Below are 26,468 nucleotides of genomic sequence, written 5' to 3' on the forward strand. Positions count from 1 at the left end.
TAAGGAACCCCCCATGAACCTTTCCCTGTACCTGCTCACCGTCCTGATCTGGGGTACCACCTGGATCGCTCTGAAACTGCAATTGGGCGAAGTCGCCATCCCGGTGTCGATCGTCTACCGCTTTGCCTTGGCTGGCCTGATCCTGTTCGCCATCCTGCTGCTTACCCGCCGCCTGCAGCCAATGAATCGGCGCGGTCACCTGTTGTGTCTGGCGCAGGGGCTGTGCCTGTTTTGCGTCAATTTCATGTGTTTCCTCACCGCCAGCCAGTGGATTGCCAGTGGCCTGATCGCCGTGGTGTTCTCCACTGCCACATTGTGGAATGCGCTGAACGCACGGATCTTCTTCGGGCAGAGGGTCGCCAGCAACGTACTCGCTGGCGGCGCGCTTGGCCTTTTGGGGTTGGGCCTGCTGTTCTGGCCGGAGTTGTCGCACCATGCGGCAAGCCGCGAAACGCTTTATGGCCTCGGCCTGGCCTTGCTCGGTACGCTGTGCTTCTCGGCAGGCAACATGTTGTCGAGCATGCAGCAGAAAGCCGGCCTCAAGCCCATGACCACCAATGCGTGGGGGATGGTCTATGGGGCCGCTTTGTTGTCCGTGTATTGCCTGATCAGCGGTATTCCCTTTGCGATGGAGTGGGACACGCGCTATGTCGGCTCGCTGCTGTACCTGGTGATACCGGGCTCGGTGATCGGCTTCACCGCCTACCTGACGTTGGTCGGGCGCATGGGCGCGGAGCGCGCTGCATATTGCACGGTGCTGTTCCCGCTGGTGGCGCTGAATGTGTCGGCGTTTGCCGAAGGCTATCAATGGACAGCCCCTGCGTTGCTCGGGATGGTCGCGGTGATGGCGGGTAACGTGCTGGTGTTTCGCAAGCCAAGGCCCGTGGCTGCTGGTGTGTTGCATGTTGGCGGGGGCATTGGCAACTGTCAGAAATGACAGGTGCGCGTATTTGCAGCATGGCTAAGACTAGGCCGCAAATCGCTGGGGAAACCAATGCCGTCCTCCTTCAGAACACTGTCCTCTACGCAGCTTTGGCTAACGTGTTCAGCAGCGTTGCTGTTGCATATCGTCCCGCTGCTGATGGCCGACATGTCAGTCCTGGACGACTACGCGCGCCAATACCTGGCACGCAATGACTGGGTGCAAGACGGTCGGCCGCTGGCCGCCTTGCTCAATGCCGTACTGAGTTTCGGCCCCGCTGCTGTGAACCTCTACCCATTGCCATTGCTGCTTGCCGTGCTGATTACCGCACACGCGCTGGCCAACCTGGTGCAGCACTGGTTCACGCTACCGACGGTGAGTGCCGTGCTGGTGGTGTTGCCGTTGTGGATGCAGCCGTTCTTCCTGCAGAACCTTTCCTATCAATATGATGGGGCGTCGATGGCCTTGTCGCTGGCGTGTAGCCTGTGGGCGATCACCCTTGGCTGCCAATGGGCGAAACCATGGCTCGGCGGCACATTGCTGGTGGCCGCCAGCGCTGCGCTCTACCAACCCGGCCTGAACGTATTCGCGGGTTTGTGTTGCCTGGAAATCATGCGTGTGGTCATGAACGGCAGCCGGTTTGCAATGGTTTGCAAGGTTGCAGCGGTGCGCTTGGGGCAGTTGCTGGTTGGCGTGGGGCTTTTCTATGTGTCCTGCGCCTGGATGGTGCGCAGTGAGCGTACGGCGCTGCTTGCTTTCGACGGGCTGTGGCTGACTGAAATGTCCCAGCGCCTTGCGGCCACGGTCGAAGTTGTCAGCGTGTTGGTCACACCTTGGGTGTTCTGGGGTGCCGTTGGTTTGTGCCTGTTGGCGGCATTCTCACTGGGCCGCAAGCTGCAAGCACTGTGGCGTCGTCCCTACGCCTTGAGCGAGCGGCTGGGGTTGGTCGCGGCGTTGCTGTTACCGGTTGCGCTGATACTGCTATGCATTCCAGGCCTCATTCTGTTCCTGGAGCACTTCGACCCCACCGCGCGGGTACTGATGGGCCTGGGGGCCGCGCTGACCATGTTGCTTTACGTGGTGCACGACGCCTTGGCAGCGTTGCCCCGTGTGCGCCTGGTCGTTCTGGCCACCTCGATCGTGTTCATGCTCTCCATGTCCTTTGCGTACGGCCGGGTGCTGATGCTGCAGAAGGCCTTGCACCAAGCAGTCGCCCAGTCCGTTGCCCATGACCTCTCGTCCCAGCCGGAGCTGGCCGCAGCCAGGCATTACTACCTGCTCGGCTATTGGCAGTCCAGGCTTTGGGTGCCTGCTGCCAAAGGTACCTTGGCGCATATGCCAGCGATCGAAGTCATCGATGCGAACCGGTATGTGATGCTGCCAGAAATGCTCCCGCGGGTGGGTATCGACGACCCTCGCACGTTCTACCAGTCGCCGCCGCTGACCCGTCGGCAGGTATTGGCCCGCAGTCCCTCGCCACGGGTCGTGAGCAGGTTCTATGACATCCATTTGGTGGGTGATGCCGCTTATGTGCTGATCAAGCTGCCGCAGGCAACCGGACAGGAGCACTGACCATGGTTCGTTTCGCTCGCTATGGCCTGGTTGGCATCGTTAATACCGCCTTGCACGGGTTGGTGTTCTGGGGGGCGCTGGCGCTGGGGTTGAATCAGGGGCAGAGCAACCTGCTGGCCTTCGCCGTGGCGGCAACGGTGTCCTATCACATCAATGCCCGCTTTACCTTTGCCGTCAGGCCAACGGGGTCGCACTACCTGGTGTTCATGGCCGGCATGGGTGGCATCAGCCTAGTGCTCGGGGCCATCGCCGATTGGGCGCAGTTGTCGCCCTGGTTGACCGTGCTTACGTTTTCAGCCACCAGCCTGATCGTCGGCTACAGCTACTCGCACGCGGTGGTTTTCAAGCGGAGGGAGGCATGAACATTACCCTGGTCGCACCCCTGTACAACGAGCAGGACACCCTTGAACGCTTTTATCATGCGGTACGCAGCGAGCCGACGCTGCAGGGGGTGACGGTCGAGATCCTGCTGGTCAACGATGGCAGCAGCGATGCCAGCGAGCAGATTTGCACCGAGTTGGCGGCGCGCGATGAATGGGTCACGGTGGTCAACTTCTCGCGCAATTTCGGCAAGGAGTCCGCCCTGTTCGCGGGCCTCGAATACGCCAATGGCGATGCGGTGGTGCCGATCGACGTCGACCTGCAGGACCCTGTTGAGCTGATCGCACAGATGATCGAGCTGTGGCAGCAGGGGGCCGACGTTGTGCTGGCCAAGCGCCGTAGCCGTGCGACCGACACCCGGCTCAAACGTTGGACTGCACGCCTGTATTACCGCTTGCACAACCGCATCGCCTCGACCCGGATCGAGGAAAACGTCGGTGATTTTCGCCTGTTGGACCGCAAGGTGGTGGCCGCCATCCGCCAGTTGCCGGAGCAGCAGTTGTTCATGAAAGGTGTGTTGTCCTGGGTGGGTTTTCGTACCGAAATCGTCGAGTACGACCGGCCCGAACGTACGGCGGGCACCAGCAAATTCAGCTTCTGGCGGCTATGGAACCTGGCCCTGGATGGCATCACCTCGTTCAGCACGGTGCCTTTGCGGCTATGGAGTTACGTGGGTGGAGGGGTATCGCTGTCGGCGTTCGTGTTTGCGATGTACATGGTGATCGACAAAATGCTGTTCGGAAACGATGTGCCGGGCTATCCGTCGTTGATGACGGCAGTGCTGTTCCTGGGCGGGGTGCAGTTGATCGGCATCGGAATATTGGGCGAATACATAGGGCGGATCTACCAGGAGACCAAGCATCGGCCCCGGTACGTGGTGCGCAAGGTAGTGAGGCGGCACAGGCAACCCATGTGAAGGTTGCCTGTGCTGGCCTCTTCGCGGCGAATACGCGTTGTCAGCCCTTCCACACCTGTGGATTCACCAGATCCCGCGGCCGTTCGCCCAGCAGCGCAGCGCGCAGGTTGTCCATTGCCCGGTTGGCCATGGCCTCACGGGTTTCGGCGGTGGCCGAACCGATGTGCGGCAGCGTCAGGGCATTGGGCAGTTTGAACAGCGGCGACTCGCTCAGCGGCTCCTTTTCGTAGACATCCAGGCCCGCGCCGCGAATGGTGCCGTTTTGCAGCGCCTCGACCAGCGCTGCTTCGTCGACCACCGGGCCACGGGCGATGTTGATCAGGAAGGCGCTCGGCTTCATCAGCTTCAGCTCGCGAGCGCCGATCAGCTGGCGGGTGGCGTCGGACAGCGGCACCACGATGCAGACGAAATCGGATTCTGCCAGCAGTTGCTCAAGGCTGCGGTATTGGGCCCCGAGCTCCTGCTCCAGTGCTGGTTTGCGGCTGTTGCCGGCATACAGCACCGGCATGTTGAAACCGAAGCGGCCACGGCGGGCGACGGCCGCGCCGATGTTGCCCAGGCCGACGATGCCCAGCGTCTTGCCGTGCACGTCGCTGCCGAAGTGCGCTGGGCCGACGGTGGCCTGCCATTGGCCGGCCTTGGTCCAGGCGTCCAGTTCGGCCGTGCGCCGTGCGCAGCCCATGATCAGCGAGAAGCCCAGGTCGGCGGTGCTTTCGGTCAGCACGTCAGGCGTGTTGGTCAGGGCGATGCCGCGCTCGTTGAAGTAGTCGACGTCGTAGTTGTCGTAGCCCACCGAGACGCTGGACACCACTTCCAGTTTGGCGGCCCCTTCGAGTTGCGCGCGGCCGAGCTTGCGACCGGCGCCGATCAGGCCGTGGGCTTCGGGCAAGGCTTCATTGAACTGGGCACTGATGTCGCCGAGCTTGGGGTTGGGCACGATCACGTTGAAATCTTGCTGCAGGCGCTCGGCCATGGCCGGGGTTATGCGGCTGAAGGCCAGGACGGTCTTTTTCATCGGGCTACTTCCGGGCAAAAGGTAGAAGCTACAAGTTGCAAGCTACAAGCTGCAAGAGAAAGCAGCGCGTGCACGGCCCTGCTGTTGCTTGCAGCTTGCAGCGGCTTCAGTTCGCGATGAGCAACTCGTGGGTTTTCAGGTCCGCTTCGTGGGCTGCGAGAATTTCTGGCAAGGAATTGCGCAGGTACTCCACCCAGGTCTTGATCTTCGCATCCAGATACTGGCGCGACGGGTAGATCGCATACAGGTTCAGCTCCTGCAGCCTGTAGTCCGGCATCACCCGTACCAGGCTGCCATCACGCAAACCCTCGATGGCCGAGTAGATCGGCAGCACGCCCATGCCCATGCCGCTGCGAATCGCGGTTTTCATCGCGTCGGCAGAATTGACCTGGAACGGCGAACTGCTGATGTTGACCAGCTCCTGGCCCTCCGGGCCGTCGAACAACCACTTTTCCAGCGGGATCACCGGGCTGACCATGCGCAGGCAGGCATGCTGCAGCAGGTCGACCGGCTTGTGCGCGAAGCCGTGCCTGGCCACATAGTCTGGCGAGGCGCAGACGATGCTGTAGGTAATGCCCAGACGCTGCGACACGAAGCCCGAGTCCGGCAGCTCGGTGGCCAGCACGATGGACACGTCATAGCCTTCGTCGAGCAGGTCGGGCACGCGGTTGGCCATGGTCAGGTCGAACGTCACGTCCGGGTGCGACTCGCGGTAGCGGGCGATGGCATCGACCACGAAGTGCTGGCCGACCCCGGTCATCGAGTGCACCTTCAATTGCCCGGCAGGGCGGGCATGCGCATCGCTCGCCTCGGCTTCGGCCTCTTCGACGTAGGTCAGGATCTGTTCACAGCGCATCAGGTAACGCTTGCCCGCCTCGGTCAGGGCGATGCGCCGCGTGGTTCGGTTCAGCAGCCGGGTTTGCAGATGGGCTTCCAGGTTGGAGACCGCCCGCGACACGTTCGCGGTGGTCGTATCCAGTTGCGCCGCAGCAGCAGTGAAACTGCCAAGCTGGGCTACGCAACTGAAAGCACGCATGTTTTGCAGGGTGTCCATGGGTCACTCTCAAGGTAGAGGGCAAATTGTGTCACGAAGTAAGTTGCATGTGCCTTCGACCAAAGCCGGATTATCGCTGTTTTGGTAACAAAGATTCGCAGGAATCCACGCTTATCGCCAGTGCGGCCGCCCCCTAGAATTGCCCAGCCCTCCACCTCTTCCTCGGGAAATCGCAGCTGTGCCGCGTCGCATCATCAGAACGCTTCAGGCGTTCAGTGCCTGTGCCATTAGCCTCACCTTGAGCGGCTGTATCGGAACTTGGGGCATTGCCCCACAAAGCAAGACCCTCCAAGCCAATACCTTGACCACCGACGCAGCCATCCGTGCAGCCGCCAGCGATGCCCACTGGCCCGACCAGCAGTGGTGGCGTGCCTACCATGACCCGCAACTGAACCATTGGCTGGACCTGGCCGTGGCGGGTAGCCCGAGCCTGGCCATGGCCGCAGCGCGGGTGCGCGCAGCCAAGGCCATGGCCGGCGTGGTCGAGTCGGCAGAACAGCTGCAGGCCAACGGCCAGGCGGCGCTCAAGCGCCACAACTGGCCTGAAGATCAGTTCTACGGCCCTGGCGCACTGTCGGGTGCCAACACCTGGGACAACAACGCCGCCATCGGCTTCAGCTATGCCCTGGACCTTTGGGGGCGCGAACGCAACGCCAGCGAACAGGCCGTGGACCAGGCGCACATGAGCGTGGCCGAGGCCCGCCAGGCGCAACTGGAACTGCAGAACAACGTGGTGCGTGCCTACATTCAGCTGAGCCTGCACTTCGCCCAGCGTGACATCGTCCAGGCCGAGCTCAAGCAGCAGGAGCAGATTCTGGCTTTGGCCAAGCGCCGCCTGGACGGCGGTATCGGTACCCATCTGGAGGTCAGCCAGGCCGAGGCCCCGCTGCCCGAAACCCATCGCCAACTGGACAGCCTCGACGAAGAAATCGCGCTTACCCGCAACCAGCTGGCTGCGCTGGCGGGCAAGGGGCCAGGGGAGGGCGCGCAGATCCAGCGCCCCAGACTGACCCTCGCCGCCCCTGTGCAGCTGCCGTCTGCGCTGCCGGCCGAGCTGGTCGGCCAGCGCCCCGACGTGGTTGCCAGCCGCTGGCAGGTGGCCGCCCAGGCGCGTGGCATCGACGTCGCTCACGCTGGCTTCTTCCCTAACGTCGACCTGGTCGGCAGCCTGGGCTTCATGGCCACCGGTGGCGGGCCGCTGGAATTTCTCACCGGGCGCAAGTTCAACTACAACGTCGGGCCGGCCGTCAGCCTGCCCATCTTCGACGGCGGCCGCTTGCGCTCGCAGCTGGGGGCGGCTGCGGCGGGCTATGACGTGGCCGTGGCGCGCTACAACCAGACGGTCATTGGCGCGTTGAAGCACATTTCCGACCAGTTGATCCGCCGTGAGTCGATGCAGGAACAGGCGCATTTCGCCGCTGAATCCGTGGCCGCTGCACAGAAGACCTACGACATCGCCATGATCGCCTTCCAGCGGGGCCTGACCGACTACCTCAACGTGCTCAATGCCCAGACCTTGCTGCTGCGCCAGCAGAACGTGCAGCAGCAGGTGCAGGCCGCGCGCCTGATCGCCCATGCCGAGCTGGTGACCGCCCTGGGCGGTGGCCTTCAGGCCGGCAAGGACGTGCCTGAGCAGGAGCGCCAGGCAGCGCCGACCACCCCAGCCACCCTGGCTGTTTTCGACCGCAAACCGGACCACGCCGAATGAGTGCATCGAGCCTGCCCCTGCGCTGGCTGCACAGCCTGGAATGGCGCCGGGGTTTCTTTGCCTGGGCGCGTACCGACGGGGTGACGTGGGTCTACATCTGCAAGGTGCTGGCCGCTGCGTTCATCACCCTGTGGCTGGCCATGCGACTGGAGCTGCCACAGCCGCGCACGGCGATGATCACCGTGTTCATCGTCATGCAGCCGCAGAGCGGCCATGTCTTCGCCAAGAGTTTCTACCGGGTGCTCGGCACCCTGGCCGGCTCGGCGATGATGGTGGCGCTGATTGCCCTGTTCGCGCAGAACACTGAGCTGTTCCTGCCCAGCCTGGCGCTGTGGGTGGGCCTGTGTTCGGCGGGCGCCATGCGCTACCGCACCTTTCGCGCCTATGGTTTCGTGCTGGCCGGCTACACCGCAGCCATGACCGGCCTGCCGGTGCTGGAACACCCAGACCAAGCGTTCATGGCGGCCGTGTGGCGGGTGCTGGAGATTGGCTTGGGCATCCTCGTTTCGACCTTCGTCAGCGCCGCGGTCCTGCCGCAGTCGGCCAGCGCCGCGATGCGCAATGCGCTGTACCAGCGTTTTGGCGTGTTCGCCGGGGTCGTGGTCGAGGCCTTGCGTGGTGACAGCCAGCGAGACCGTTTCGAAACCAGCAACGTCAGGTTCGTCGCCGAGGCGGTCGGCCTGGAAAGCCTGCGCAACGTCACCGCCTTCGAAGACCCGCACATGCGCAGGCGCTCTGGCCGCCTGGTGCGCATGAACAGCGAGTTCATGGCCATCACCACGCGCTTCAACGCCCTGCACCGGTTGCTTGAGCGCCTGCGCGCCCGTGGGCCGCTCACCATCGTCGGGGCCATCGAGCCGGGTTTGAACACCTTGGTCGAGCTGCTTGAGCCCTATGTCGGGCGCGCGCTGACCGATGCCGATGCGTTGCGCCTGACGCTGGAGCTGGCGGCCTACAAAGAGGGCCTGCAGGCTCAGGTACGTGGCCTGCGCGCCGAATACCTGCTGACCGACCCCAGCGAGTCCGACCAGCTCGATTTCCATACCGCTTTCGAGCTGCTCTATCGCTTCGTCGACGAGATGTACAGCTACGCCGAAACCCACGCCTCCCTGGCCGCGCACACGCATGAGCGCGAGCAGTGGGATGAGCCTTACGTGGCCCAGACCAGCTGGCTGGTATCGCTGGCCGCCGGCGTGCGCGCCTCGGCGGTGTTGTTGCTGCTGGGCAGCTACTGGTTGCTCAGCGACTGGCCAAGTGGGGGCATGATGACCTTGATCGCCACCGTCACCGTAGGCCTGTCGGCGGCTTCGCCGAACCCCAAACGCATGTCGTTCCAGATGGCCTGCGGCACGGCGATCGGGGCGTTCATCGGCTTCTTCGAAACCTTCTTCGTGTTCCCTTGGATCGACGGCTTCGCGCTGCTGTGCATGGTGCTGGCGCCGGTGTTCACGCTGGGTGCCTTCCTGTCTTCGCGGCCTGCCTACGCGGGTTACGGCATAGGCCTGCTGGTGTTCTTCGCCATCGGCTCAGTGCCTAACAACCTGACCGTGTACGACCCTTACACCTTCATCAACGACTACATCGGCATGGTCATCGGTATGTTCGTCTGCGCTGCGGCGGGGGCGATCATCCTGCCGCCCAACAGCCGCTGGTTGTGGAGCCGCCTGGAGCAGGAACTGCGCGAGCAGGTGTTGTTCGCCATCAGCGGTCGCCTGCGCGGCCTGGGCTCGGCGTTCGAAAGCCGCACCCGTGACCTGTTGCACCAGGCCTATGGCCTGGCCGCCGGCCAGCCGCAGGTACAAAGCCAGCTGATGGGCTGGATGTTGACGGTGCTGGAAATCGGCCATGCGGTCATCGAGCTGCGCAAGGAGCAGGCCCGCGCACCCGTCCACCCGGCGTATGCCGAGTCGCAGCCTTGGCGCCAGGCAATTCGTGTCATGGGCCGGGCGCTGGCGCGGCTGTTCCTGCAGCCCAGTGCCAGCAACCACGAGCGCGCGCTGGTGGCGGTCGACCACGCCATCAGCCGTGTGCAGGCTACCGACGAACCCTTCGCCCGGCACTTCGACACCTCGGTACTGCGCCGCGTGCAGAGCTACCTGCACTTCATCCGTTCCTCCCTGCTCGACCCACAGTCGCCGTTAGCTACGGCGAAAGGATTGCACGATGCTCCGTGAACTCATGCCCCGTGAGATCGCCTTCCATGGCGTGTACATGCCCACCATGACCTTGATGTTCCTGTTCGCCCTGGGCCTGGCCTGGGGCCTGGACCGCTTCATCGCCAGCCATGATGGCTACCGCTTCTTCTGGCACCCGGCGCTGTTGCGCCTGAGCCTGTTCGTCTGCCTGTTCGGCGCCCTGGCGCTGTCGCTCTACCGGTGAGAATCCTTCGATGAAAAAGTTCTTCAGCCTGATTGCCACCTTGCTGGTGCTGACTGCTGCCGTGGTGATCGGTCGCCAGTTGTGGCTGCACTACATGACGACGCCCTGGACCCGCGACGGGCGCGTGCGGGCCGACATCATCAATGTCGCCGCCGACGTGCCCGGTTATGTGGTGGATGTACCGGTCAAGGATAACCAGCGGGTGAAGAAGGGCGACCTGCTGATCCGGATCGACCCCGAGCACTACCAGTTGGCCGTCGACCAGGCCAAGGCGCTGGTTGCCTCGCGCAAGGCCACCTGGGAGATGCGCAAGGTCAACGCCCGGCGCCGTGCCGACATGGACAACCTGGTGATCTCCAAGGAAAACCGCGACGACGCCAGCAATATCGCCAACGCCGCGCTGGCCGACTATCAACAGGCCCAGGCAGCCCTGGCAGCGGCCGAGTTGAACCTCACACGCACCCGCATCGTTGCCACGGTCGATGGCTACGTGACCAACCTGAATATCCACAAAGGTGACTATGCGCGTACCGGTGAGGCGGTGATGGCGGTGGTCGATGAACACTCGTTCTGGGTTTACGGCTTCTTTGAGGAAACCAAGCTGCCGCATGTGAAGGTGGGTGACCAGGCTGAGCTGCAGATGATGAGCGGCGAACGGCTCAAGGGCCATGTGCAGAGCATCGCCCGGGGCATCTACGACCGCGATAACCCGCAGAGCCGCGAGCTGATCGCCGACGTGAACCCGACCTTCAACTGGGTGCGCCTGGCCCAGCGGGTGCCGGTGCGGATACACATCGATGAAGTGCCGGACGGGTTTCTGCTGGCGGCAGGGACGACGTGCACCGTGGTGGTGACGCCGAGCGATGGGTGAATGCGGGCCTGTGCGATGTCTAGACTGCCGCCCCGACCAAGACCGGCACTGTGACCCGGTCGATCACCTTCGCACTGACTGACGGGTCCAGCATCCGACCCAGGCGCGACAGGTGGCGGTGGCCCATGATGATCAGCTCGCACTTGATTTCCTGCGCCTTGGCGACGATGGCCTCGACCGGTTGCCCTGCGACCATGCAGCCTTGGCTGCTGAAGCCGGCCTGCTTGAGCGATGCCACGGCTTCGGCCACGGCACGGTCGGCCAGGCGTTGTTCCTCACAGGCGGCAGGGTATTGCTCCAGTTCCTCGGCGGTGTAAGGCGCAGGCTTGTCGTGCACGGCGAACGTCGAGTCGATGGCCAGCAATACGTGCAGTTCGTGTTCGTCGGGCCGGCAGTAGCGGCGGGCGAGGGTGAGCAGGGCGGTCGAGGCAGGGGAGGCGTCGATGGCGATCAGGACGGGGCTGGGCATAAGGATCCTCGCTGAAACTGGCTGGTCGGTTGCCTGTACTGGCCCCATCGCCGGCAAGCCGGCCCACAAGTTTGGCCTGCCCCCGGGAAGTTGGACACCCATCCAATGTCCCGGGGCAGTCCACCCTGTGGGAGCCGGCTTGCCGGCGATAGGGCCGGTACAGCCACAGCCTTACTTATGGCTCATCAGGCCATGGAAATAAATGCGCTACCACGCACGAGCACATTGCGTCTGGTGCAATCGTGCGACCTGCTAACATCGCGTTCCCACAACCGCCACGGAAATCGGCCATGCCACTCCCGGACATGAACCTGCTCGTCGCCCTCGACGCCCTGCTCGATGAAGGCAGTGTGGTCGGCGCGGCGCAGCGCATGAACCTCAGCCCGGCGGCAATGAGCCGGACCCTCGGGCGCATCCGCGATGCCTTGGGGGATCCGATCCTGGTGCGCGCCGGCCGTGGCCTGGTACCCACACCTCGGGCGCTGGCCCTGCGCGAGCAGGTGGCGGCGCTGGTGGAGCAGGCCGGTGAGGTGTTCCGCAGTGCTGCAGAGGTGGATCTACCCAAGCTCGACCGAGCCTTCAACATCCGCACCAATGACCTGTTCATCGCCCTGTATGGTGCCCTGCTGTTGCGCCGCATGCATGAGCAGGCCCCGCGCACGGTACTGCGCTTCGTGCCGGAGAGCCCCGGTGGTGATGACGACAGCATCCTGCGCGATGGGCGCACCGACCTGATCATCAGCTCGACCGTCGACCTGGGCCCGGAAATCAAGGTGCAGAGCCTGTTCCAGACTTACTACGTGGGGTTGGCGCGGCGCGACCATCCGATCTTCGACCAGCCGATCACCGCGCAGAGTTTTGCCAGTTATCCACAGATCAGCGTGTCCCGGCGTGGCCGCGCTAACGGGCCGATCGATGTCGAGTTGGCCAACTTCAAGGTGCAACGGCGGGTGGCGCTGATTACGCCGAGCTTCCACTCGGCGTTGTTCTCGCTGCCCGATTCGGACCTGATCCTGCCGATGCCCGCCAATATTCTCAACAGTGTGCACAAGCTTGGCTTGCCGTTGCGCTCGTTCGAGATTCCGGTGCCGCTGGAACGGGTTACCGTGCTGCAGGCCTGGCACCCGCGTTATCACAACGATCCGGCGCACCGCTGGTTGCGGCAGATCTTGAAAGCCTGTTGCAGTGTGGATCCGTAAACCCGCAGCGTTTTGTGGCGCCTAGAGTGGATTGCGTCATGCGCAATATAGAACTTCCGATAAGTCAGTTTTCGTAAGCATTCGACTTTCTTAGACTTGCTCCAGCCATAAAATTGTTGCTGGAGTTGTCTACCCATGAGTTCCCTGTCCGCCCCTGCCACCGCGATCGCCGCCGCCCCGGCGCCGGCTGCGCCCGTGCAGTCGGCGTTCGGCCTGCGCGTGGTGGTCGGGCTGTTCGGCGTGTTGCTGGCCGTGCTGTGCGCCGGCCTCAACGAATCGGTGACCAAGATCTCCCTGGCTGATATCCGCGGGGCCATGGGCATCGGCGCCGACGAGGGCGCCTGGCTGCTGGCGGTTTACAGCGCCGCCTCGGTCTCGGCCATGGCCTTCGCGCCCTGGCTGGCCACTACCTTCTCCTTGCGCCGCTTCACCATGAGCGCGGTTGGGATGTTCGCGCTGCTTGGATTGCTGCAGCCCTTCGCCCCCAACCTGCACAGCCTCATGCTGCTGCGTATCCTCCAGGGCTTTGCATCGGGCGCCTTGCCACCGATGCTCATGAGCGTGGCGCTGCGTTTCCTGCCGCCGGGCATCAAGGTGTACGGGCTGGCCTGCTATGCCCTGACCGCCACCTTCGGCCCGAACCTTGGCACGCCGTTGGCCGGGCTGTGGACCGAATATGTCGGTTGGCAGTGGGCGTTCTGGCAGATCATCTTGCCCTCGGCACTGGCCATGTTCTGTGTCGGCTGGGGCTTGCCCCAGGACCCGCTGCGCCTTGAGCGCTTCAAGCAGTTCGATTGGCGCGGGGTGGTGCTGGGGCTGCCGGCCATCAGCTGCATTGTCCTGGGCCTGTCGCTTGGGGACCGTTGGGGCTGGTTCGATTCGCCGCTGATCTGCTGGCTGCTGGGCGGGGGCGCGCTGTTGCTGGTGCTGTTCCTGTACAACGAATGGTCCGAGCCGCTGCCGTTCTTCCAGTTGCGCATGCTGTCGCGGCGCAACCTGAGCTTTGCGCTGGTCACCTTGGCCGGCGTGCTGGTGGTGCTTTCCGGCGTGGGCAGCATCCCCTCCGCCTACCTTGCACAAATCCAAGGGTATCGCCCGGCGCAAACCAGCCCGCTGATGATGCTGGTGGCCATGCCGCAACTGATTGCCCTGCCGCTGACGGCGGCACTGTGCAACCTGCGCGCAGTGGACTGCCGCTGGGTGCTGGCCACGGGGCTGGCGCTGCTGGCGCTGTCGTGCATCGGTAGCAGCCTGCTGACCGGCCAATGGATACGCGGTGATTTCTACCCGTTCTACCTGCTTCAGGTGTTCGGCCAACCGATGGCGGTCCTGCCGCTGCTGATGCTCTCCACCAACGGCATGAGCCCGCAGGAAGGCCCATTCGCTTCCGCCTGGTTCAACACCGTCAAAGGGCTCGCCGCAGTGATCGCCGGTGGCCTGCTCGACGCCCTCGGCACGCTGCGCCGGCACTTTCATTCCAACCACCTGGTGGACAGCCTGGGCAACGCCCCGCTGATCGATGACAACGCTGCGGGGCTTGCCAAGCGTATTCATGACCAGGCGCTGGTGCTGACTTCGGCCGACCTTTACCTGGTCATGGCCGGTATCGCCGTGGCGCTGATCTGCCTGATTCCTTTCGTGCCTACCCGGGTCTACCCACCGCGCGCGGTGGCCTGAGCCCGGATGAATTCGAGATCGCTGAAAATGACCAACAAGCGCAAGACAATCGTGATCGGCTCGGTACTCGCCGTGGCCGTGCTGGCGGGTATCGTCGGCCCCTGGGTGCTCGGCAGTGACCACCGGCAACGTACCAACGACGCCTACGTGATCGCCGATTACACCGTGGTGGCACCCAAGGTGGCCGGCTTCGTCAAGCAGGTGCTGGTCGAAGACAACCAGCAGGTGCAGGCCGGCCAGTTGCTGGCGACCATCGATGCACGGGACTACCAGGCCGCACTGGATGCCGCACAGGCCCAGCTGCTGGTGGCCAAGGCGCAAAGTGCCGATGCGCGTGCCACCTTGGAACGCCAGGCGGCATTGATTGCCCAGGCTGAGGCGGCGGTGAAGGCGGCGCAGGCCGAAGCATCGTTCGCCGACCACGAGGTCAAACGCTACAGCCGCCTCGCCGAGCAGGGCGCCGGCACCGTGCAGAATGCCCAGCAGGCGCGCAGCCGGGTCGACCAGGCCCGCGCACGGCTGGCCAACACCCAGGCTGCATTGGTCGCCGCGCACAAGCAGGTGGACATCCTCAGCGCTCAGGTCGCCAGCGCCGATGGGCAGTTGAAGCGTGCCGAAGCGGGCCTTGAAAAAGCTCAGCTGGACCTGTCCTACACCCGCATTACCGCGCCGGTGGATGGCATGGTCGGTGAGCGTGCCCTGCGCGTGGGTGCCTTCGTCAACCCGGGCGCGCCCCTGCTGTCGGTGGTGCCCTTGCAGCAGGCTTATGTGGTGGGCAATTTTCAGGAAACCCAGTTGACCCATGTGCAGCCGGGGCAGCCGGTCAGTATCAGCGTCGATACCTTTGCCGGTGAAACCCTCAAAGGCCATGTGCAAAGCATTGCCCCCGCCACGGGCGTGACCTTCGCGGCAGTGAAACCCGACAACGCCACCGGCAACTTCACCAAGGTGGTGCAGCGTATCCCGGTGAAAATCGTCTTCGATGACGGCCAGCCGTTACTCGCGCGCTTGCGTGTGGGCATGTCGGTGGAAGCGACCATCGACACCCGTGGTGACAGGCTCAGTGGCAAAGAGGTAAGTGCACGATGAAACCGGCATTACGCTTGAGCCCTTTGCTGCTGGCCGTGCTGATGGCTGGCTGCACCCTTGGCCCGGACTTCGAGCGCCCGGACAGCCAGGCCCCTCAACAATGGCCACCGCTGCAGGGCCAGGCGGCACCCAGCCAGGCGCAGGCAGAACCGCTTGAACTTCGTTGGTGGGAAACCTTCCACGATGCACGCCTGAGTGCGCTGATCCAGCAGGTGGCCGAGCGTAACCTGGACCTGCAGATCGCCAGTGCGCGACTGCTGCAAAGCCGCGCCTTGCGCAGCACGGTGGCTGCCGACCAGGCGCCGTCGGTCGATGTGGATGCCGGCTACAGCCGCGCCCGTAACAGTGCCGAAGGCCTCAACGACCCGTCTGGCAATGCCGGCAAGTCGGCCTTCAACCTGTGGCAGGGCGACCTGGTCGCCGGTTGGGAACTGGACCTCTGGGGCCGGGTACGCCGGCAGGTGGAGGCTGCCGACGCCACGGTGCAAGTGGCCGAGAACGACCGGCGCGGTGTGCTCCTGGCGCTGTTGTCGGAAACCGCGGGCAACTACATCCAGTTGCGTGCCGTGCAGCACACGCTCGATGTCACCCGTGACAACCTGAAGGTCGCCCAGCACAGCCTGAAGCTGTCCCAGGACCGCCAGGCCGAGGGTGTCGCCACCCGGCTCGACGTGGCCCAGGCCAGCGCCCAGGTAGCCTCGATCGAGGCCCGTCTGCCCAGCCTCGAGGCCCGGCGCGATGACCTGATCAACGCGCTGAGCCTGCTGGCGGCCGAGCCGCCACGCAGTTTGCAGGCACAGCTGTTTGAGGGTGGGGAACTGCCTGCGCCGCAGCAGCAATTCGCGATCGGCTTGCCGTCCGAGCTGGCCGAGCGCCGTCCAGACATCCGTCAGGCCGAGGCCCAGCTGCATGCGGCCACTGCCAGCATTGGCGTGGCCAAGGCAGATTTCTACCCCAGCATCCGGCTGTCCGGCAGCGTCGGCTTCCAGGCCATGCAACTGTCGGACTTCGGCGCCTGGGACTCGCGCCGCTTTGCCTTCGGCCCGCAGCTGTCGTTGCCGATCTTCGAGGGTGGCCGGCTCAAGGGCACCCTGGCGCTGCGTGAGGCGCAGCAGCAGGAGGCGGCGCTCAACTACCGCAAGGTGGTGCTCGGTGCCTGGCATGAGATCGACGATGTGCTGCGCCTGTACAACGCCAGCCAACTGCGCCGTGATCACTTGGCCGAAGCGGTGCGGCAGAACCGCATCGCCCTGGAAACCGCCCAGCGCCAGTACGTGGAAGGCGCGGTGGACTTTCTCAATGTGCTGACGGTGCAGAGTGCGTTGCTTGCCAGTGAAGAGCAGTGGATCGACAGTTCGGCGGCGGTATCGCAGGCGTTGGTCGGGCTGTACAAGGCTTTGGGTGGTGGCTGGCAGGCGTTCGACGGGCAGCCGACGAACAAGGTGTGATCAAGCGGAGGCAGCCATGGACCTCTCCCTCAATGGCAAACGCGCACTCATCAGTGGTTCCATGGCCGGGCAGGGCGTGTCTACCGCCATCGACCTTGCCGCCGCCGGCGCCGAGGTCGTGCTCAACGACCGCACCCAGGCGCTGGTCGACGCTGCGCTCAAAGCGGTGCGCGAGCGTTTGCCCAAGGCGCGGATCATTGGCGTTGCCGCTGACCTGGGCACCGAACAGGGTGTGCAGGCCTTGCTCCAGCAGGTGCCGCACACCGATATCCTGGTCAATAACGGCACGCAGGACGTTGCCCTGCGGCTACAGCGGCATTACGCCCGCGGCATGGCCGAGCGCAAGTGGGGGCAGGTGATCCACCTGGGCAGTGGATCAGAGCGGTCGCAGCAGCCCGAAGCGTTTACGCAGTACCCAGTCCAGTAAACGTCGTGGCAGCCAGCGTGCCACTAGCGGCAACGCGGTACTGCCATTGCCCAGCCGCACCACCGCTGGCACAGGCGATTTGCGTGTGGCAGCCAGCAGCCCTTGGGCAAATTGTGCGGCGCAGGTGGGCCGGTCTTGCGAGGCGCGGGCCCGCGCCTGGATATGCTCGCGCAGCGGCCACCACGGCGACTGCGCTGCCACCACCTGATCGGCCTGGCGCTGGGCATTGCTGGCAAATTGTGAGGCGATCGCTCCCGGTTGCACTTCCATGACCTGAATGCCGAACGGCGCCAGCTCCAGGCGCAGGGCGTCGCTCAAGGCATGCACAGCAGCCTTTGAGGCGCAGTAGGCGCCGGCGAACGGCGTGACCAGTATGCCCGATACACTGCCGATGTTGACCACCAGGCCACGCGCACGGCGCAGCAGCGGGAACAGTGCGCGGGTGGCGCCGATTACGGCGAACACATTGGTTTCGAACTGCTGACGCATGGCCTCCACCCCGCCATCGAGCAAGGGGCCCATGGCACCGTAGCCAGCGTTGTTGACCAGGATGTCGAGGCGGCCGTGGCTTGTTTCCAGCTCGTCGGCGAGGCGCATCAGGGCCTCGGCGTCGTTGACGTCAAGCTGCCGGGCGGTGAAGCCGGCTGCGGCCAGGTGTTCGACGTCTTCGGTTTTACGGGCGGTGGCCCATACGTCGTGGCCAGCATCGCGAAAGGCTTCGGCCAGGGCGCGGCCGATGCCGCTGGAACAACCGGTGATCAGGACGGTGGGCATTGGGCAGGCCTGTGCTCAGAGTAGGTTATGTAGAGGCCGAACCGGCCCTATCGCCGGCAAGCCGGCTCCCACAAATGGACCGCGCAGGGCTTGAGCTCTGTGCTGTACCTGGATTGCCCCAAGGCATTGGATTGGTGTCCAACCTCCTGAGACCAGTCCAGATCCCTAGCTGCCAACGGGCACAGGGTGCACCGATGCCAGGCGGTACTGGGTGCTTTTGGGAGCCGGCTTGCCGGCGATGGGGCCCGTTCAGGCACCGTATCAGTTGGCGAATGTACCCTGTAGATGTTCGGCGCGAAACTCCAGTGTCTGCGGCCGGTACCCAGCGCGCAGTGGCGGCAGTGGCAGGCAATCGGTCCATTCGGCCCCAGGCTGCAGTTCGCCCGGCCCACGATAGCGCGGTGCGCTGTAGGTATTTTCGGCCAGGTTGATGGTATCGCCCGGGGCATAGGCAGCGACCCGCCAGCGCAGCTCGGTCAGCGGAGCCTTGTTGCCGTTTTTCATATGTACCTTCAAGGCACGGTCGGCAGGGCATTGATCCGGTGCGTAGGTCAGGCGCAGGTCAAGCCGCGCCAGTTGCGAAGCTTCGCGTGTGTCCTGCCAGACGACGAACAGTGCCACCAGCCCCAGGCCGCAGACGGCGGCCAGCGAGATCGGCAGGGCCTTGCCCGGGTAACGCAGGAGCAGTACCAGCCAGGTGAGGATGAGGAAGGCGCCGATGATCATGTGGTCCGAATCCCGTTCGAGTCTCCGGACATCTTGGAGCTGCTAGCTGGAAGCTTCAAGCTCCAAGCTGCAAGCGGCAAGAGAAAAGCGGGCCGGCGGAGCCCCCACATCAAGTAGGAACACCACCGCCCCGCTTTGTCTTGCCGCTTGCAGCTCGAAGCTTGAAGCTTGAAGCTGCAAGAGAAAAGCGGGCCGGCGGAGCCCCCACATCAAGTAGGAACACCACCGCCCCGCTTTGTCTTGCCGCTTGCAGCTCGAAGCTTGAAGCTTGAAGCTGCAAGAGAAAGGCGGGCCGGCGGTGCTCCACATCAAGTAGGAACACCACCGCCCCGCTTTTTCTTGCCGCTTGCAGCTCGAAGCTTGCAGCTTACTGAGCGATGGTCTTGACCGACACGCCCCGGTCGACGGGCGTGGAGGTGCGCCCATACACATCCTCGAAGCGCTCGATATCATCCTCGCCCAGGTAACTACCGGACTGCACTTCGATGATCTCCAGCGGGATCTTGCCCGGGTTGCGCAGGCGGTGGACCGAGGCGATCGGGATGTAGGTCGACTGGTTTTCGGTCAGCAGGAACACATTTTCATCGCACGTCACCTCAGCAGTGCCCGAGACCACGATCCAGTGCTCGGCACGGTGGTGGTGCATCTGCAGCGACAGGCTGGCGCCTGGCTTGACGGTGATGTGCTTGACCTGGAAGCGGCCGCCCATGTCCACCGAATCGTAAGAGCCCCACGGGCGGTACACTTCGAGGTGGTTCTGAGTTTCGCTGCGGCCTTGCTCGTCGAGGGTCTTGACCATCTGCTTGACGCCCTGGACCTTGTCCTTATGGGCGATCATCATCGCGTCCTTGGTCTCGACCACGACGATGTTTTCCAGGCCGATCACCGACACCAGCTTGCCGTTGCCATGGATCATGCAGTTGTGGCTGTCCTGCACCACCACATCACCCTTGGTGACGTTGCCATTGGCGTCCTTGTCATGCACTTCCCACAGCGACGACCAGCAGCCAACGTCGCTCCAGCCAGCCGACATCGGCACCACGCAGGCGCGCTGGGTCTTTTCCATCACCGCATAGTCGATGGAGTTGTCCGGGCAGCAGGCGAAGGTCGCTTCGTCGATGCTCAGCACATCATCTGTTTCGTCGCTGCGCTCCAGGGCCAGCACGCAGGTGTCATAAATGTCAGGGTCGTGCTTTTTCAGCTCTTCCAGGAAGCGGCTGGCGCGGAACAGGAACATGCCGCTGTTCCAGAAGTAGCCACCGGACTGGACGAACTCGGTAGCGCGCTTCTCGTCGGGTTTTTCGACGAACTCCGCCACGCGGGCCACCCCTTCGGGCAGCAGGGCGTCCTGGCTGGAGCGGATGTAGCCATAACCGGTCTCGGGCTTGGTCGCCGGGACACCGAACAGCACCATCTCGCCACGCTCGGCAGCTACGGTGGCCAGGGCCAAGGCCCGCTGCAGGGCTTTCTGGTCGTCGATCACGTGGTCGGCCGGCAGCACCAGCATCAAGTCATCGCGCCCCTCGCTGGTCAGCTTCATCGCGGCCATCGCCACCGCAGGGGCGGTGTTGCGGCCGAAGGGTTCCATGAGGATGCCCTGGGTTTGCAGTTTCAGCGCCGCGAGCTGTTCCTGAACGATGAACTTGTGGTCCTTGTTGCAGACCACGATCGGCGCGTCCATGCCTTCGAACACCAGGCGCTCGAGGGTTTGCTGGAACAGCGTGTGCTCACCGGTCAGGGCGAGGAACTGCTTGGGGAACTGCTTGCGCGACAAAGGCCACAGACGCGAACCGCTACCACCAGAAAGAATTACCGGGATCATGTTGTTTCTCCAATAAGGTCGTTAAAGAGGCAGAGGATCAGTTGGTGGACACTGGGCGGGTGACCCAGACCGGCGACAGGCTGCTGCCCGAGCCAGTGACGTACAGCACGGCGGCTTCACCGCGCTCCAGGGCGACGGGTTTGACGTCGCTGACTTTCTTGTCTCCTGCAAACAGGGCCAGGTTGACCTTGACCGGGTTGATCTCACGCTCGCCACGGCCTTTGGCAGCCACTGGCTTGACCACCTCGGTCTTGCCGTCGGCGGTCTTCAGGGCCAGCGGCTGGTCGCTCAGGTTCTGTACACGTACCAGGGCTTTCTGCTTGTTCTTGAACGGTGGTTCTTCGATCAGCTGCGGGTTGCCGCTGCCGTTGTTGACCAGGGTGTAGTACTTGTCAGCGGCCAGCTTGACCGGGACGCTCTTGCCAGCGACCTGCGCGGTGTAGTCACCGCCCGGGAGGAAGCTGAAGTCGCTGCTGGCCTGGGCACCGACCTGTTTGATCTGGGTGTTGCCAACGCTCGCGGCAGCGGGTGCAGGGGCGGCGTTGTACAGGCGCACGAAAGTCGAGCCTTTCGGTGCGGTAGGGCCATACAGGGCAGCGTCGGCGCCGGCGAATGCCTGCATCGAAGCCAACGACAGGCCTGCTGCGAGGGTGAGGGCTTTGGCAATGGAAGTCTTGGTAGTCATGTGCGTGTTCCTCTCTATCTATCAGTGGTCCGTCCGGTTGGACGACAGGGCCAGGTTTTCTTCGGATTTACGGGTGTTCTTCAGTTGCGCGATCCACTGCGGATCGAAGCTGCTGAGGTCGTTTTTCATTGGCAGATAACGTTCGGGGAATTCCCACACCACAACCTGTGGCGCGGCGTTCTTGAAGGCATCGCTTTGCAGGTACTTGAGCATTGGCAGCAGTGGGCCGTGACCGTCTTCGGCATAGTTGGCGACATCGCTATGCAAGGCCTGCTGCAGCGCACCGAGGAAGTTCCAGTGCGGGTTGGCGCTGTAGCTGGTGCCGACCAGCGCGACCGGGATCTGGCTGTCGGCGAACAGGGCATCGCCGCTATCACCTGGGGCCTCGACGGGGTGGGTGCTGCGTTGCTGCAGGGTGTCCGGGCTGGGCAGCAGATTGCTGAACAGCGGGTCCAGTGGCAGGAAGTTGGTCAGGTCGCCTTTGTACGGGGCGGTGTTGCCAGCCTCGGTGATGAACGCCTGTGGGTCGCCATTGAGCAGGCTCTGGCGGTTGACCGCCTCGGCCACTGCCTGGGCGGCGACTTCAGCGCCCATTGGCGTCCAGTGGGTATCGGTACGCAGGAATACCTGGCCGCGGGCCTTGGCCTGTTCCATCGGGGCCATCAGGTCAGGGGCGAAGACGTTGGCCTGACGGACCTGGGCATGGAACTGGTTGTACAGGTCCTCATGCAGGCTGGCAGGCGCCTCCTTGCCTACATACTCCGAATAGACCCGCGCCTTGGCCGGCACGATCGCCAGCACCAGCTGGCTACCGTGCTGTTGCAGGGTGTCGCGCACACCGCGGATCAGCGCCAGGTTTTCCTGCATGAGCTGGTCGGCGCCGGCAGTCGGCTTGAATTCTTCATCGCTGAACAGCCACTGGTCACGGCCCAGCACCACGCCTGGGCGGCCCTCGTTGAACAGCTTGTAATCCAGGGCTGCCCAAAGGTTGGTGCCCAGGCGCTTGATCGGGAACTCATCGTCGTAGTGCGTTTCGGCGGCCTTGGCCAGCTTGCCGTTGAGCAGAGTCATCTGCTCGGTGCGCTGGAAGCTTTGCAGGCCGCCGGTGGACCAGGCGCCCATGCCCACCAGCAGGCCGAGGAACGACAGGGAATAGGTGATGCGTAATGTCCGGGTCATGGTCATCAACCTCAGAACTGGAAGTAAAGGAACGGCGAGTAGCTCTGCGCCGAAAGCTTGAGGATCGAGGCCACGAACAGCAGCAGGATCAGGGCACGGGTCATCACCCGGGTCCAGTCCAGGTCAAGCGAACCGTCGGCATTGACCTGCGCCGGCGTGCGGATTGCTGCCGGCGGGGTGGCATTGCGGTAGAAGTCGCGCAGGCCGAAAAACGCCAGGGTGACGTAGGCAATGACCAAGGTCGCTACCTGCAGCCCGGTGAGCTGGGCGCGGTTGAGTTCGGACAGCTGCCACTCGCCGAAGCTGAACATGGCGCCGTACATGCGGCCGGCCACTTCCAGGTTTTCAGCGCGGAAGATCACCCAGCCGACCACCACCAGCAGGAAGGTGAACGCCCACTTGACCGGGTTGAAGCGCTGCGGATTGGTGTCCAGGCCCAGTGCGCGTTCGATTGCCAGCCACATGCCGTGCCAGGCACCCCAGATGATGTAAGTGAAGTTGGCGCCGTGCCACAGGCCGCCCAGCAGCATGGTCAGGAACAGGTTGCGGTAGGTGTTGAAGGTGCCTTTACGGTTGCCGCCCAGGGTGATGTACAGGTAGTCGCGCAGCCAGGTCGACAGGCTGATGTGCCAGCGGCGCCAGAACTCGGTGATCGACTGGCTGATGTACGGCTGCTTGAAGTTCTCCATGAAGCGGAAGCCCATCATCAGCCCCAGGCCGATGGCCATGTCGCTGTAGCCGGAGAAGTCGAAGTACAGCTGTGCGGTGTAGGCCAGCGCACCGAGCCAGGCGTCACCGGTGGTCGGGTTCTGCAGGGCGAAGCAATGGTCGGCGACCACCGCCAGGGTGTCGGCGATGAACACTTTCTTGATGAAGCCCTGCATGAAGCGGGTGCAGCCTTCGGAGAACTTGTCCAGGGTGTGGGTGCGGTTGTTGAACTGGTCGACCAGGTCCTTGAAGCGCAGCACGGGGCCGGCGATCAGGTGCGGGAAGATCGCCACGAACGCCGCGAAGTCGATCAGGTTGCGAGTAGCCGGGGTGTCGCCGCGGTACACGTCGATGATGTAGCTGATCGATTCGAAGATGTAGAACGAGATACCGATCGGCAGCAGCACGTGGGTAAGGATGAAGGGCTCAAGGCCGAACGAGCTGATGATCGCGTTGAGGCTGTCGACGCCGAAGTTGGCGTACTTGAAATAGCCGAGGATCGCCAGGTCTACGCCCACGCCCAGCAGCAGCCAACGCTGTGCAGGCTTGGTGCGTACGCCGGCGGCACCCACTTTCAGGCCGATCCAGTAGTTCCACAGGGTGACACCGGCGAACAGGGCGAGGAAGTCCACCCGCCACCAGGCGTAGAAGATGTAGCTGGCGACCAGCAGCAGCAGGTTGCGATAGCGTTGCCCGCTCAGGTAGTACAGGCCGAGGAATATCGGCAAGAACAGGAACAGGAACACGTTGGACGAGAAGACCATCCCGGTTCTCCTAAATGGTTCACAGCATCCAGGGCAAAGCGCCCCCCAAACCCCCCAGCCCAAAAACCGGAAGGCACTTCGTATTCCTGTGGCAGCTGGCTTGGCGACAAGCCGGCTCCACAGGGTTTCGCGTTATTTCTTCGAAGCCGCGCTCGGGTCATAGACCCGGGTCAAGTTGCCGCCAAGGCGGAAGCTGTCGAACGGCTGCATCTCGTGTTTGCGCTCAAGGGTGTCGCCCACGCACTGGTACAGCGCGCACCAAGGCTCGAGCCAGGCGTACTTGCCGTCGACCTTGAGGTCCTTCATGTCCTGTTTCTCACCCGCACGTTCGGCGAAGTGGCGCGGGTCGCGGGCGCCGTACAGCACGCCTTCACCCAGGCGCTGCAGGGCAAAGTTGTTTTCGCTGCGCAGGTCCACGCCGTTGGCCTTGGCAAAGCTTGCGATCATCGCCAGTGGCGGCAGGGCGTAGTTGTGGTACGCCAGGGCACGCTGCTTGCGCTTGATTTCGTTGGGCAGGAAGCCCTGGTCGTCGATCTGGTTGGCGCCGATCTTGTATTCCTTCACCGCCCAGTCGAACAGGTCACGGCGGTCGGTGGCCACGGCGGTGGCCATCACCGACCAGGCCGCCCAATAGCTATGGTTGTTGATCTTCTCCAGCGGCAGGTTGCTCCAGTCGCGCACGGTCTGCTCGGCCAGGCGGGCGAACCACTTCTCGATCAGCTCGGCCTCGGCCTGGTGTGCGGCCAGGGGCTGCGAGTTGGAGAATTTCAGGCGCAGCCACGAGCCGCTCATGCTGCCCAGTGCCCATTTGCGCATGGACTTGCCGGTGTGGTTGTAGTTGGTGGACATCAGCGCATCGGCGCGCGCCCAGGTGCCCAGCCATGTCAGGGTGCAGTCCAGTTGTGCCGGACGGCCGTCACGCATGTACTGGTTGACCATCTTGGCGACACCACGCTCCAGGGTGGTGATGTCTTTGGTGGAGTCGCGGAAGGCTTGTTCCGACTCCTTGTTCAGGGTCGCCCGAGCCTTGTCAGAGCCTTCGTACTTGCTGCGAAACTGCAGCGCGCCGGTGTAGGGTTTGGGCGCAGATTCGCAGCGGAAGTTGCCGTCACTGGTCTTGATCTTTTCAATCCCCTCGTAATAACCCTGAGGGGGTACCAGCGCGGCATGCGCGGCACCGCCGGTCAGGGCCAGCACGAGCAGGGCGGGGCTGAAGAGTCGCTTGAATGCAGTCATGGTCGCCTCACTGGCCGGCCTGCGCGGTTTGCGCGGGCACGGCGTAGTTGTTGCGTTTGCAGAGCTTGGCCTCGACTTTCTGGGTACCGTTTTCCGGCCCCTGGACCTCGAGTGCCAACAGGTTCTGGCTGGCCCAGTCCTCGTCTTCACGCATCTGGAAGACGAAGCGGCCATTGGTGTCGGAGGTTTCCGGCTTCTCGATCTTGATGTCCTCGTGGCGCCCGTTGAGGTACCAGAGAGTGGCTTGCAGCACCTTCACCGAAGGGTCTTCGAACTTGATGTCCATCTGCAGGTTGCGGTTGATAAGGTCCTTGATCACGCCGCCCTTGCCGTTGACCATCAGCTCGTTCTTGCCGGGCTTGAGGGTGCTGCTGGCGCTCATCAGTGCCGGGCGCGCGTCACAGCCATCGTCGAGCAGCGCGAGGATCTGCCGCCAGATGGTTTCCTGGTCCAGGCGATACAGGGGCGAGAATTCCCAGATGAGGATCTTCGGTGGATTGTTCTGGAATTCCTCACTGCCCAGGTACTCGATCATCGAGCCTTCCAGGCCGCCACCAGGGAAGGCGACGTTGAGCACGTCGGCACCGATGTACTGCTCCAGGAAGCCGGAGAAGTTGTAGTTCTTGCCGCTGTGGCTGGTGCCGACCAGGGTGATCTGGGCGTTACCGCTGTCACCGAACAGATCGTCGCCGCCGCTGGCACCTTTCGGTTCGGTGGCGAACTGGTCCATGTACTGCACGGCGTAGCTGGTGCCGCACAGTTGCCCGGCAACGTTGTGCAGGGTGCCGGTCTTGCCCATGCGCCCGGACTTGTGGGTTTCGAATTCCTTGCGTGGGATACCTTCGAAGGCCGGCATCTTGTGGACGGTGTCGGCCACGATTTTGGCTGCACGCTCAGCGCCGTAAGGCGTCCAGTGCTGGTCACCACGGAAGTAGAAGTCCTTGCCCTGGTCGGCGGCCGCCAACTGTTCGTTGGTCAGCGGCGACAGGTCCGGCACGTTGTAGCCCATGCTGGCGAAGCGCTTGAGCATGGCCTGGTAGTTGCCAAGGGCCTTCTGGTAATCGAAGGCGGCTTTCTCGGCCGGGTTGAGCATGTTGCGGTTCACCAGGCCTCGGGTGGGCTGGTACACCATCACCAGTTCAACGCCGCGCTTCTTGAACGCGTCGTGCACTTGCTGCAGGCGTTTGTAGCCTGCCGGAGTGGTGTTGAACTCGGTACGCAGGTCTTCGCGGGTACGGAACAGCCAGTCGCCCTTGGCCTGTACCAGCGTGGTGAAGTTCTGCTGGTAGCGGGTGGTGTAGCGACTGGCGTCGTGTGCTTCGGGGCACAGCTGGCAGCAAGGCTCGGCGGTGAAGGTCGGCGCCTTGACCTCGTCGGCGCGCACGCCCTGGCTAATGGCCAGGAGGGCGGCGGACAGGCCCAGCAATTTCATCAAGTGTGGGGTCAT

24 protein-coding genes are annotated in these 26,468 nt (G+C 63.6%); 13 read left to right on the plus strand and 11 right to left on the minus strand.

Going from position 1 to position 26,468, the window contains the following annotated elements:
• The first annotated feature begins 13 nt into the window (after positions 1 to 13).
• From OSW16_RS04400 to OSW16_RS04415, 4 genes are all read left to right on the plus strand, one after another.
• A complete protein-coding gene (locus tag OSW16_RS04400) occupies positions 14 to 937 on the plus strand; it encodes a DMT family transporter (protein ID WP_267821033.1) in 924 nt (307 codons plus the stop codon).
• A 123-nt stretch (positions 938 to 1,060) separates the two neighbouring features.
• Positions 1,061 to 2,494 carry a glucosyltransferase domain-containing protein gene (locus tag OSW16_RS04405; protein WP_267821034.1) on the plus strand — a complete coding sequence of 478 codons (1,434 nt, stop codon included), beginning with the start codon at positions 1,061 to 1,063 and terminating at the stop codon, positions 2,492 to 2,494.
• A 2-nt stretch (positions 2,495 to 2,496) separates the two neighbouring features.
• Entirely contained in the window at positions 2,497 to 2,856 is a 360-nt protein-coding gene (locus tag OSW16_RS04410; RefSeq protein WP_267821036.1) for a GtrA family protein, read from the plus strand.
• Positions 2,853 to 3,791, plus strand: coding sequence for a glycosyltransferase family 2 protein (locus OSW16_RS04415; protein ID WP_267821038.1), 939 nt, complete (start codon positions 2,853 to 2,855; stop codon positions 3,789 to 3,791). Before OSW16_RS04410 ends, OSW16_RS04415 begins: the two co-directional genes overlap by 4 nt.
• A gap of 40 nt (positions 3,792 to 3,831) precedes the next feature.
• Here OSW16_RS04415 and OSW16_RS04420 read toward each other — a convergent pair whose 3' ends face one another.
• Both OSW16_RS04420 and OSW16_RS04425 read right to left on the minus strand, forming a co-directional pair.
• Positions 3,832 to 4,806, minus strand: coding sequence for a 2-hydroxyacid dehydrogenase (locus tag OSW16_RS04420; protein WP_267821040.1), 975 nt, complete (start codon positions 4,804 to 4,806; stop codon positions 3,832 to 3,834).
• Positions 4,807 to 4,912: 106 nt separating this feature from the next.
• Complete coding sequence (locus tag OSW16_RS04425) at positions 4,913 to 5,860, minus strand: LysR family transcriptional regulator (RefSeq protein WP_267821042.1); 948 nt, start codon at positions 5,858 to 5,860, stop codon at positions 4,913 to 4,915.
• Between the two features lie 178 nt (positions 5,861 to 6,038).
• On the opposite strand from OSW16_RS04425, the gene OSW16_RS04430 reads away from it, so the two are divergent.
• Genes OSW16_RS04430 through OSW16_RS04445 form a run of 4 tightly spaced genes read left to right on the plus strand, consistent with a single transcriptional unit; the run spans position 6,039 to position 10,818 of the window.
• Positions 6,039 to 7,568 carry an efflux transporter outer membrane subunit gene (locus OSW16_RS04430; RefSeq protein WP_267821044.1) on the plus strand — a complete coding sequence of 510 codons (1,530 nt, stop codon included), beginning with the start codon at positions 6,039 to 6,041 and terminating at the stop codon, positions 7,566 to 7,568.
• Complete coding sequence (locus OSW16_RS04435) at positions 7,565 to 9,742, plus strand: FUSC family protein (RefSeq protein ID WP_267821046.1); 2,178 nt, start codon at positions 7,565 to 7,567, stop codon at positions 9,740 to 9,742. Before OSW16_RS04430 ends, OSW16_RS04435 begins: the two co-directional genes overlap by 4 nt.
• Positions 9,743 to 9,746: 4 nt before the next feature.
• Positions 9,747 to 9,947, plus strand: coding sequence for a DUF1656 domain-containing protein (locus tag OSW16_RS04440; protein ID WP_241806649.1), 201 nt, complete (start codon positions 9,747 to 9,749; stop codon positions 9,945 to 9,947).
• 10 nt (positions 9,948 to 9,957) lie between these two features.
• Complete coding sequence (locus OSW16_RS04445; RefSeq protein WP_241806600.1) at positions 9,958 to 10,818, plus strand: HlyD family secretion protein; 861 nt, start codon at positions 9,958 to 9,960, stop codon at positions 10,816 to 10,818.
• 19 nt (positions 10,819 to 10,837) lie between these two features.
• Here OSW16_RS04445 and OSW16_RS04450 read toward each other — a convergent pair whose 3' ends face one another.
• Entirely contained in the window at positions 10,838 to 11,287 is a 450-nt protein-coding gene (locus OSW16_RS04450) for a universal stress protein (protein ID WP_267821048.1), read from the minus strand.
• A 290-nt stretch (positions 11,288 to 11,577) separates the two neighbouring features.
• Between OSW16_RS04450 and OSW16_RS04455 the strand changes: the two genes are divergently transcribed.
• The 5 genes from OSW16_RS04455 (at position 11,578) to OSW16_RS04475 (ending at position 17,127) form a co-directional block, all read left to right on the plus strand.
• Positions 11,578 to 12,486 carry a LysR family transcriptional regulator gene (locus OSW16_RS04455; RefSeq protein ID WP_267821050.1) on the plus strand — a complete coding sequence of 303 codons (909 nt, stop codon included), beginning with the start codon at positions 11,578 to 11,580 and terminating at the stop codon, positions 12,484 to 12,486.
• A gap of 135 nt (positions 12,487 to 12,621) precedes the next feature.
• Positions 12,622 to 14,163, plus strand: a complete 1,542-nt coding sequence (locus OSW16_RS04460) for an MFS transporter (protein WP_267821052.1) — start codon at positions 12,622 to 12,624, stop codon at positions 14,161 to 14,163.
• Between the two features lie 27 nt (positions 14,164 to 14,190).
• Complete coding sequence (locus tag OSW16_RS04465) at positions 14,191 to 15,252, plus strand: HlyD family secretion protein (RefSeq protein WP_267823883.1); 1,062 nt, start codon at positions 14,191 to 14,193, stop codon at positions 15,250 to 15,252.
• Positions 15,249 to 16,700 carry an efflux transporter outer membrane subunit gene (locus OSW16_RS04470; protein WP_267821055.1) on the plus strand — a complete coding sequence of 484 codons (1,452 nt, stop codon included), beginning with the start codon at positions 15,249 to 15,251 and terminating at the stop codon, positions 16,698 to 16,700. Before OSW16_RS04465 ends, OSW16_RS04470 begins: the two co-directional genes overlap by 4 nt.
• A 16-nt stretch (positions 16,701 to 16,716) precedes the next feature.
• The gene (locus OSW16_RS04475) at positions 16,717 to 17,127 is read left to right on the plus strand and encodes an SDR family NAD(P)-dependent oxidoreductase (RefSeq protein ID WP_267821058.1); all 411 of its coding nucleotides are present in this window, start codon (positions 16,717 to 16,719) and stop codon (positions 17,125 to 17,127) included.
• On the opposite strand, the gene OSW16_RS04480 is transcribed toward OSW16_RS04475, so the two are convergent.
• The 8 genes from OSW16_RS04480 to OSW16_RS04515 form a co-directional block, all read right to left on the minus strand.
• Positions 17,077 to 17,901 carry an SDR family oxidoreductase gene (locus OSW16_RS04480; RefSeq protein WP_267821060.1) on the minus strand — a complete coding sequence of 275 codons (825 nt, stop codon included), beginning with the start codon at positions 17,899 to 17,901 and terminating at the stop codon, positions 17,077 to 17,079. The two genes, OSW16_RS04475 and OSW16_RS04480, sit on opposite strands and share 51 nt — an antisense overlap.
• 261 nt (positions 17,902 to 18,162) lie before the next feature.
• On the minus strand, positions 18,163 to 18,627 hold the full coding sequence (locus OSW16_RS04485; RefSeq protein WP_241806607.1) for a multidrug transporter: 465 nt from the start codon (positions 18,625 to 18,627) through the stop codon (positions 18,163 to 18,165).
• Between the two features lie 367 nt (positions 18,628 to 18,994).
• Complete coding sequence (locus OSW16_RS04490; RefSeq protein ID WP_267821063.1) at positions 18,995 to 20,449, minus strand: mannose-1-phosphate guanylyltransferase/mannose-6-phosphate isomerase; 1,455 nt, start codon at positions 20,447 to 20,449, stop codon at positions 18,995 to 18,997.
• Positions 20,450 to 20,486: 37 nt separating this feature from the next.
• Positions 20,487 to 21,134 (minus strand): alginate O-acetyltransferase AlgF, encoded by a 648-nt coding sequence (locus tag OSW16_RS04495; RefSeq protein WP_267821065.1) that lies wholly within the window; start codon positions 21,132 to 21,134, stop codon positions 20,487 to 20,489.
• A 21-nt stretch (positions 21,135 to 21,155) separates the two neighbouring features.
• Entirely contained in the window at positions 21,156 to 22,313 is a 1,158-nt protein-coding gene (locus tag OSW16_RS04500) for an alginate O-acetyltransferase (RefSeq protein ID WP_241806610.1), read from the minus strand.
• Positions 22,314 to 22,324: 11 nt separating this feature from the next.
• Positions 22,325 to 23,785 carry an MBOAT family O-acyltransferase gene (locus OSW16_RS04505; protein ID WP_267821067.1) on the minus strand — a complete coding sequence of 487 codons (1,461 nt, stop codon included), beginning with the start codon at positions 23,783 to 23,785 and terminating at the stop codon, positions 22,325 to 22,327.
• A 132-nt stretch (positions 23,786 to 23,917) separates the two neighbouring features.
• The gene (locus OSW16_RS04510) at positions 23,918 to 25,021 is read right to left on the minus strand and encodes a mannuronate-specific alginate lyase (protein WP_267821069.1); all 1,104 of its coding nucleotides are present in this window, start codon (positions 25,019 to 25,021) and stop codon (positions 23,918 to 23,920) included.
• 7 nt (positions 25,022 to 25,028) lie between these two features.
• Complete coding sequence (locus OSW16_RS04515; RefSeq protein ID WP_267821071.1) at positions 25,029 to 26,468, minus strand: alginate O-acetyltransferase; 1,440 nt, start codon at positions 26,466 to 26,468, stop codon at positions 25,029 to 25,031.

It is taken from the genome of Pseudomonas putida (assembly GCF_026625125.1).
In the GTDB taxonomy this organism is placed as follows: domain Bacteria; phylum Pseudomonadota; class Gammaproteobacteria; order Pseudomonadales; family Pseudomonadaceae; genus Aquipseudomonas; species Aquipseudomonas putida_X.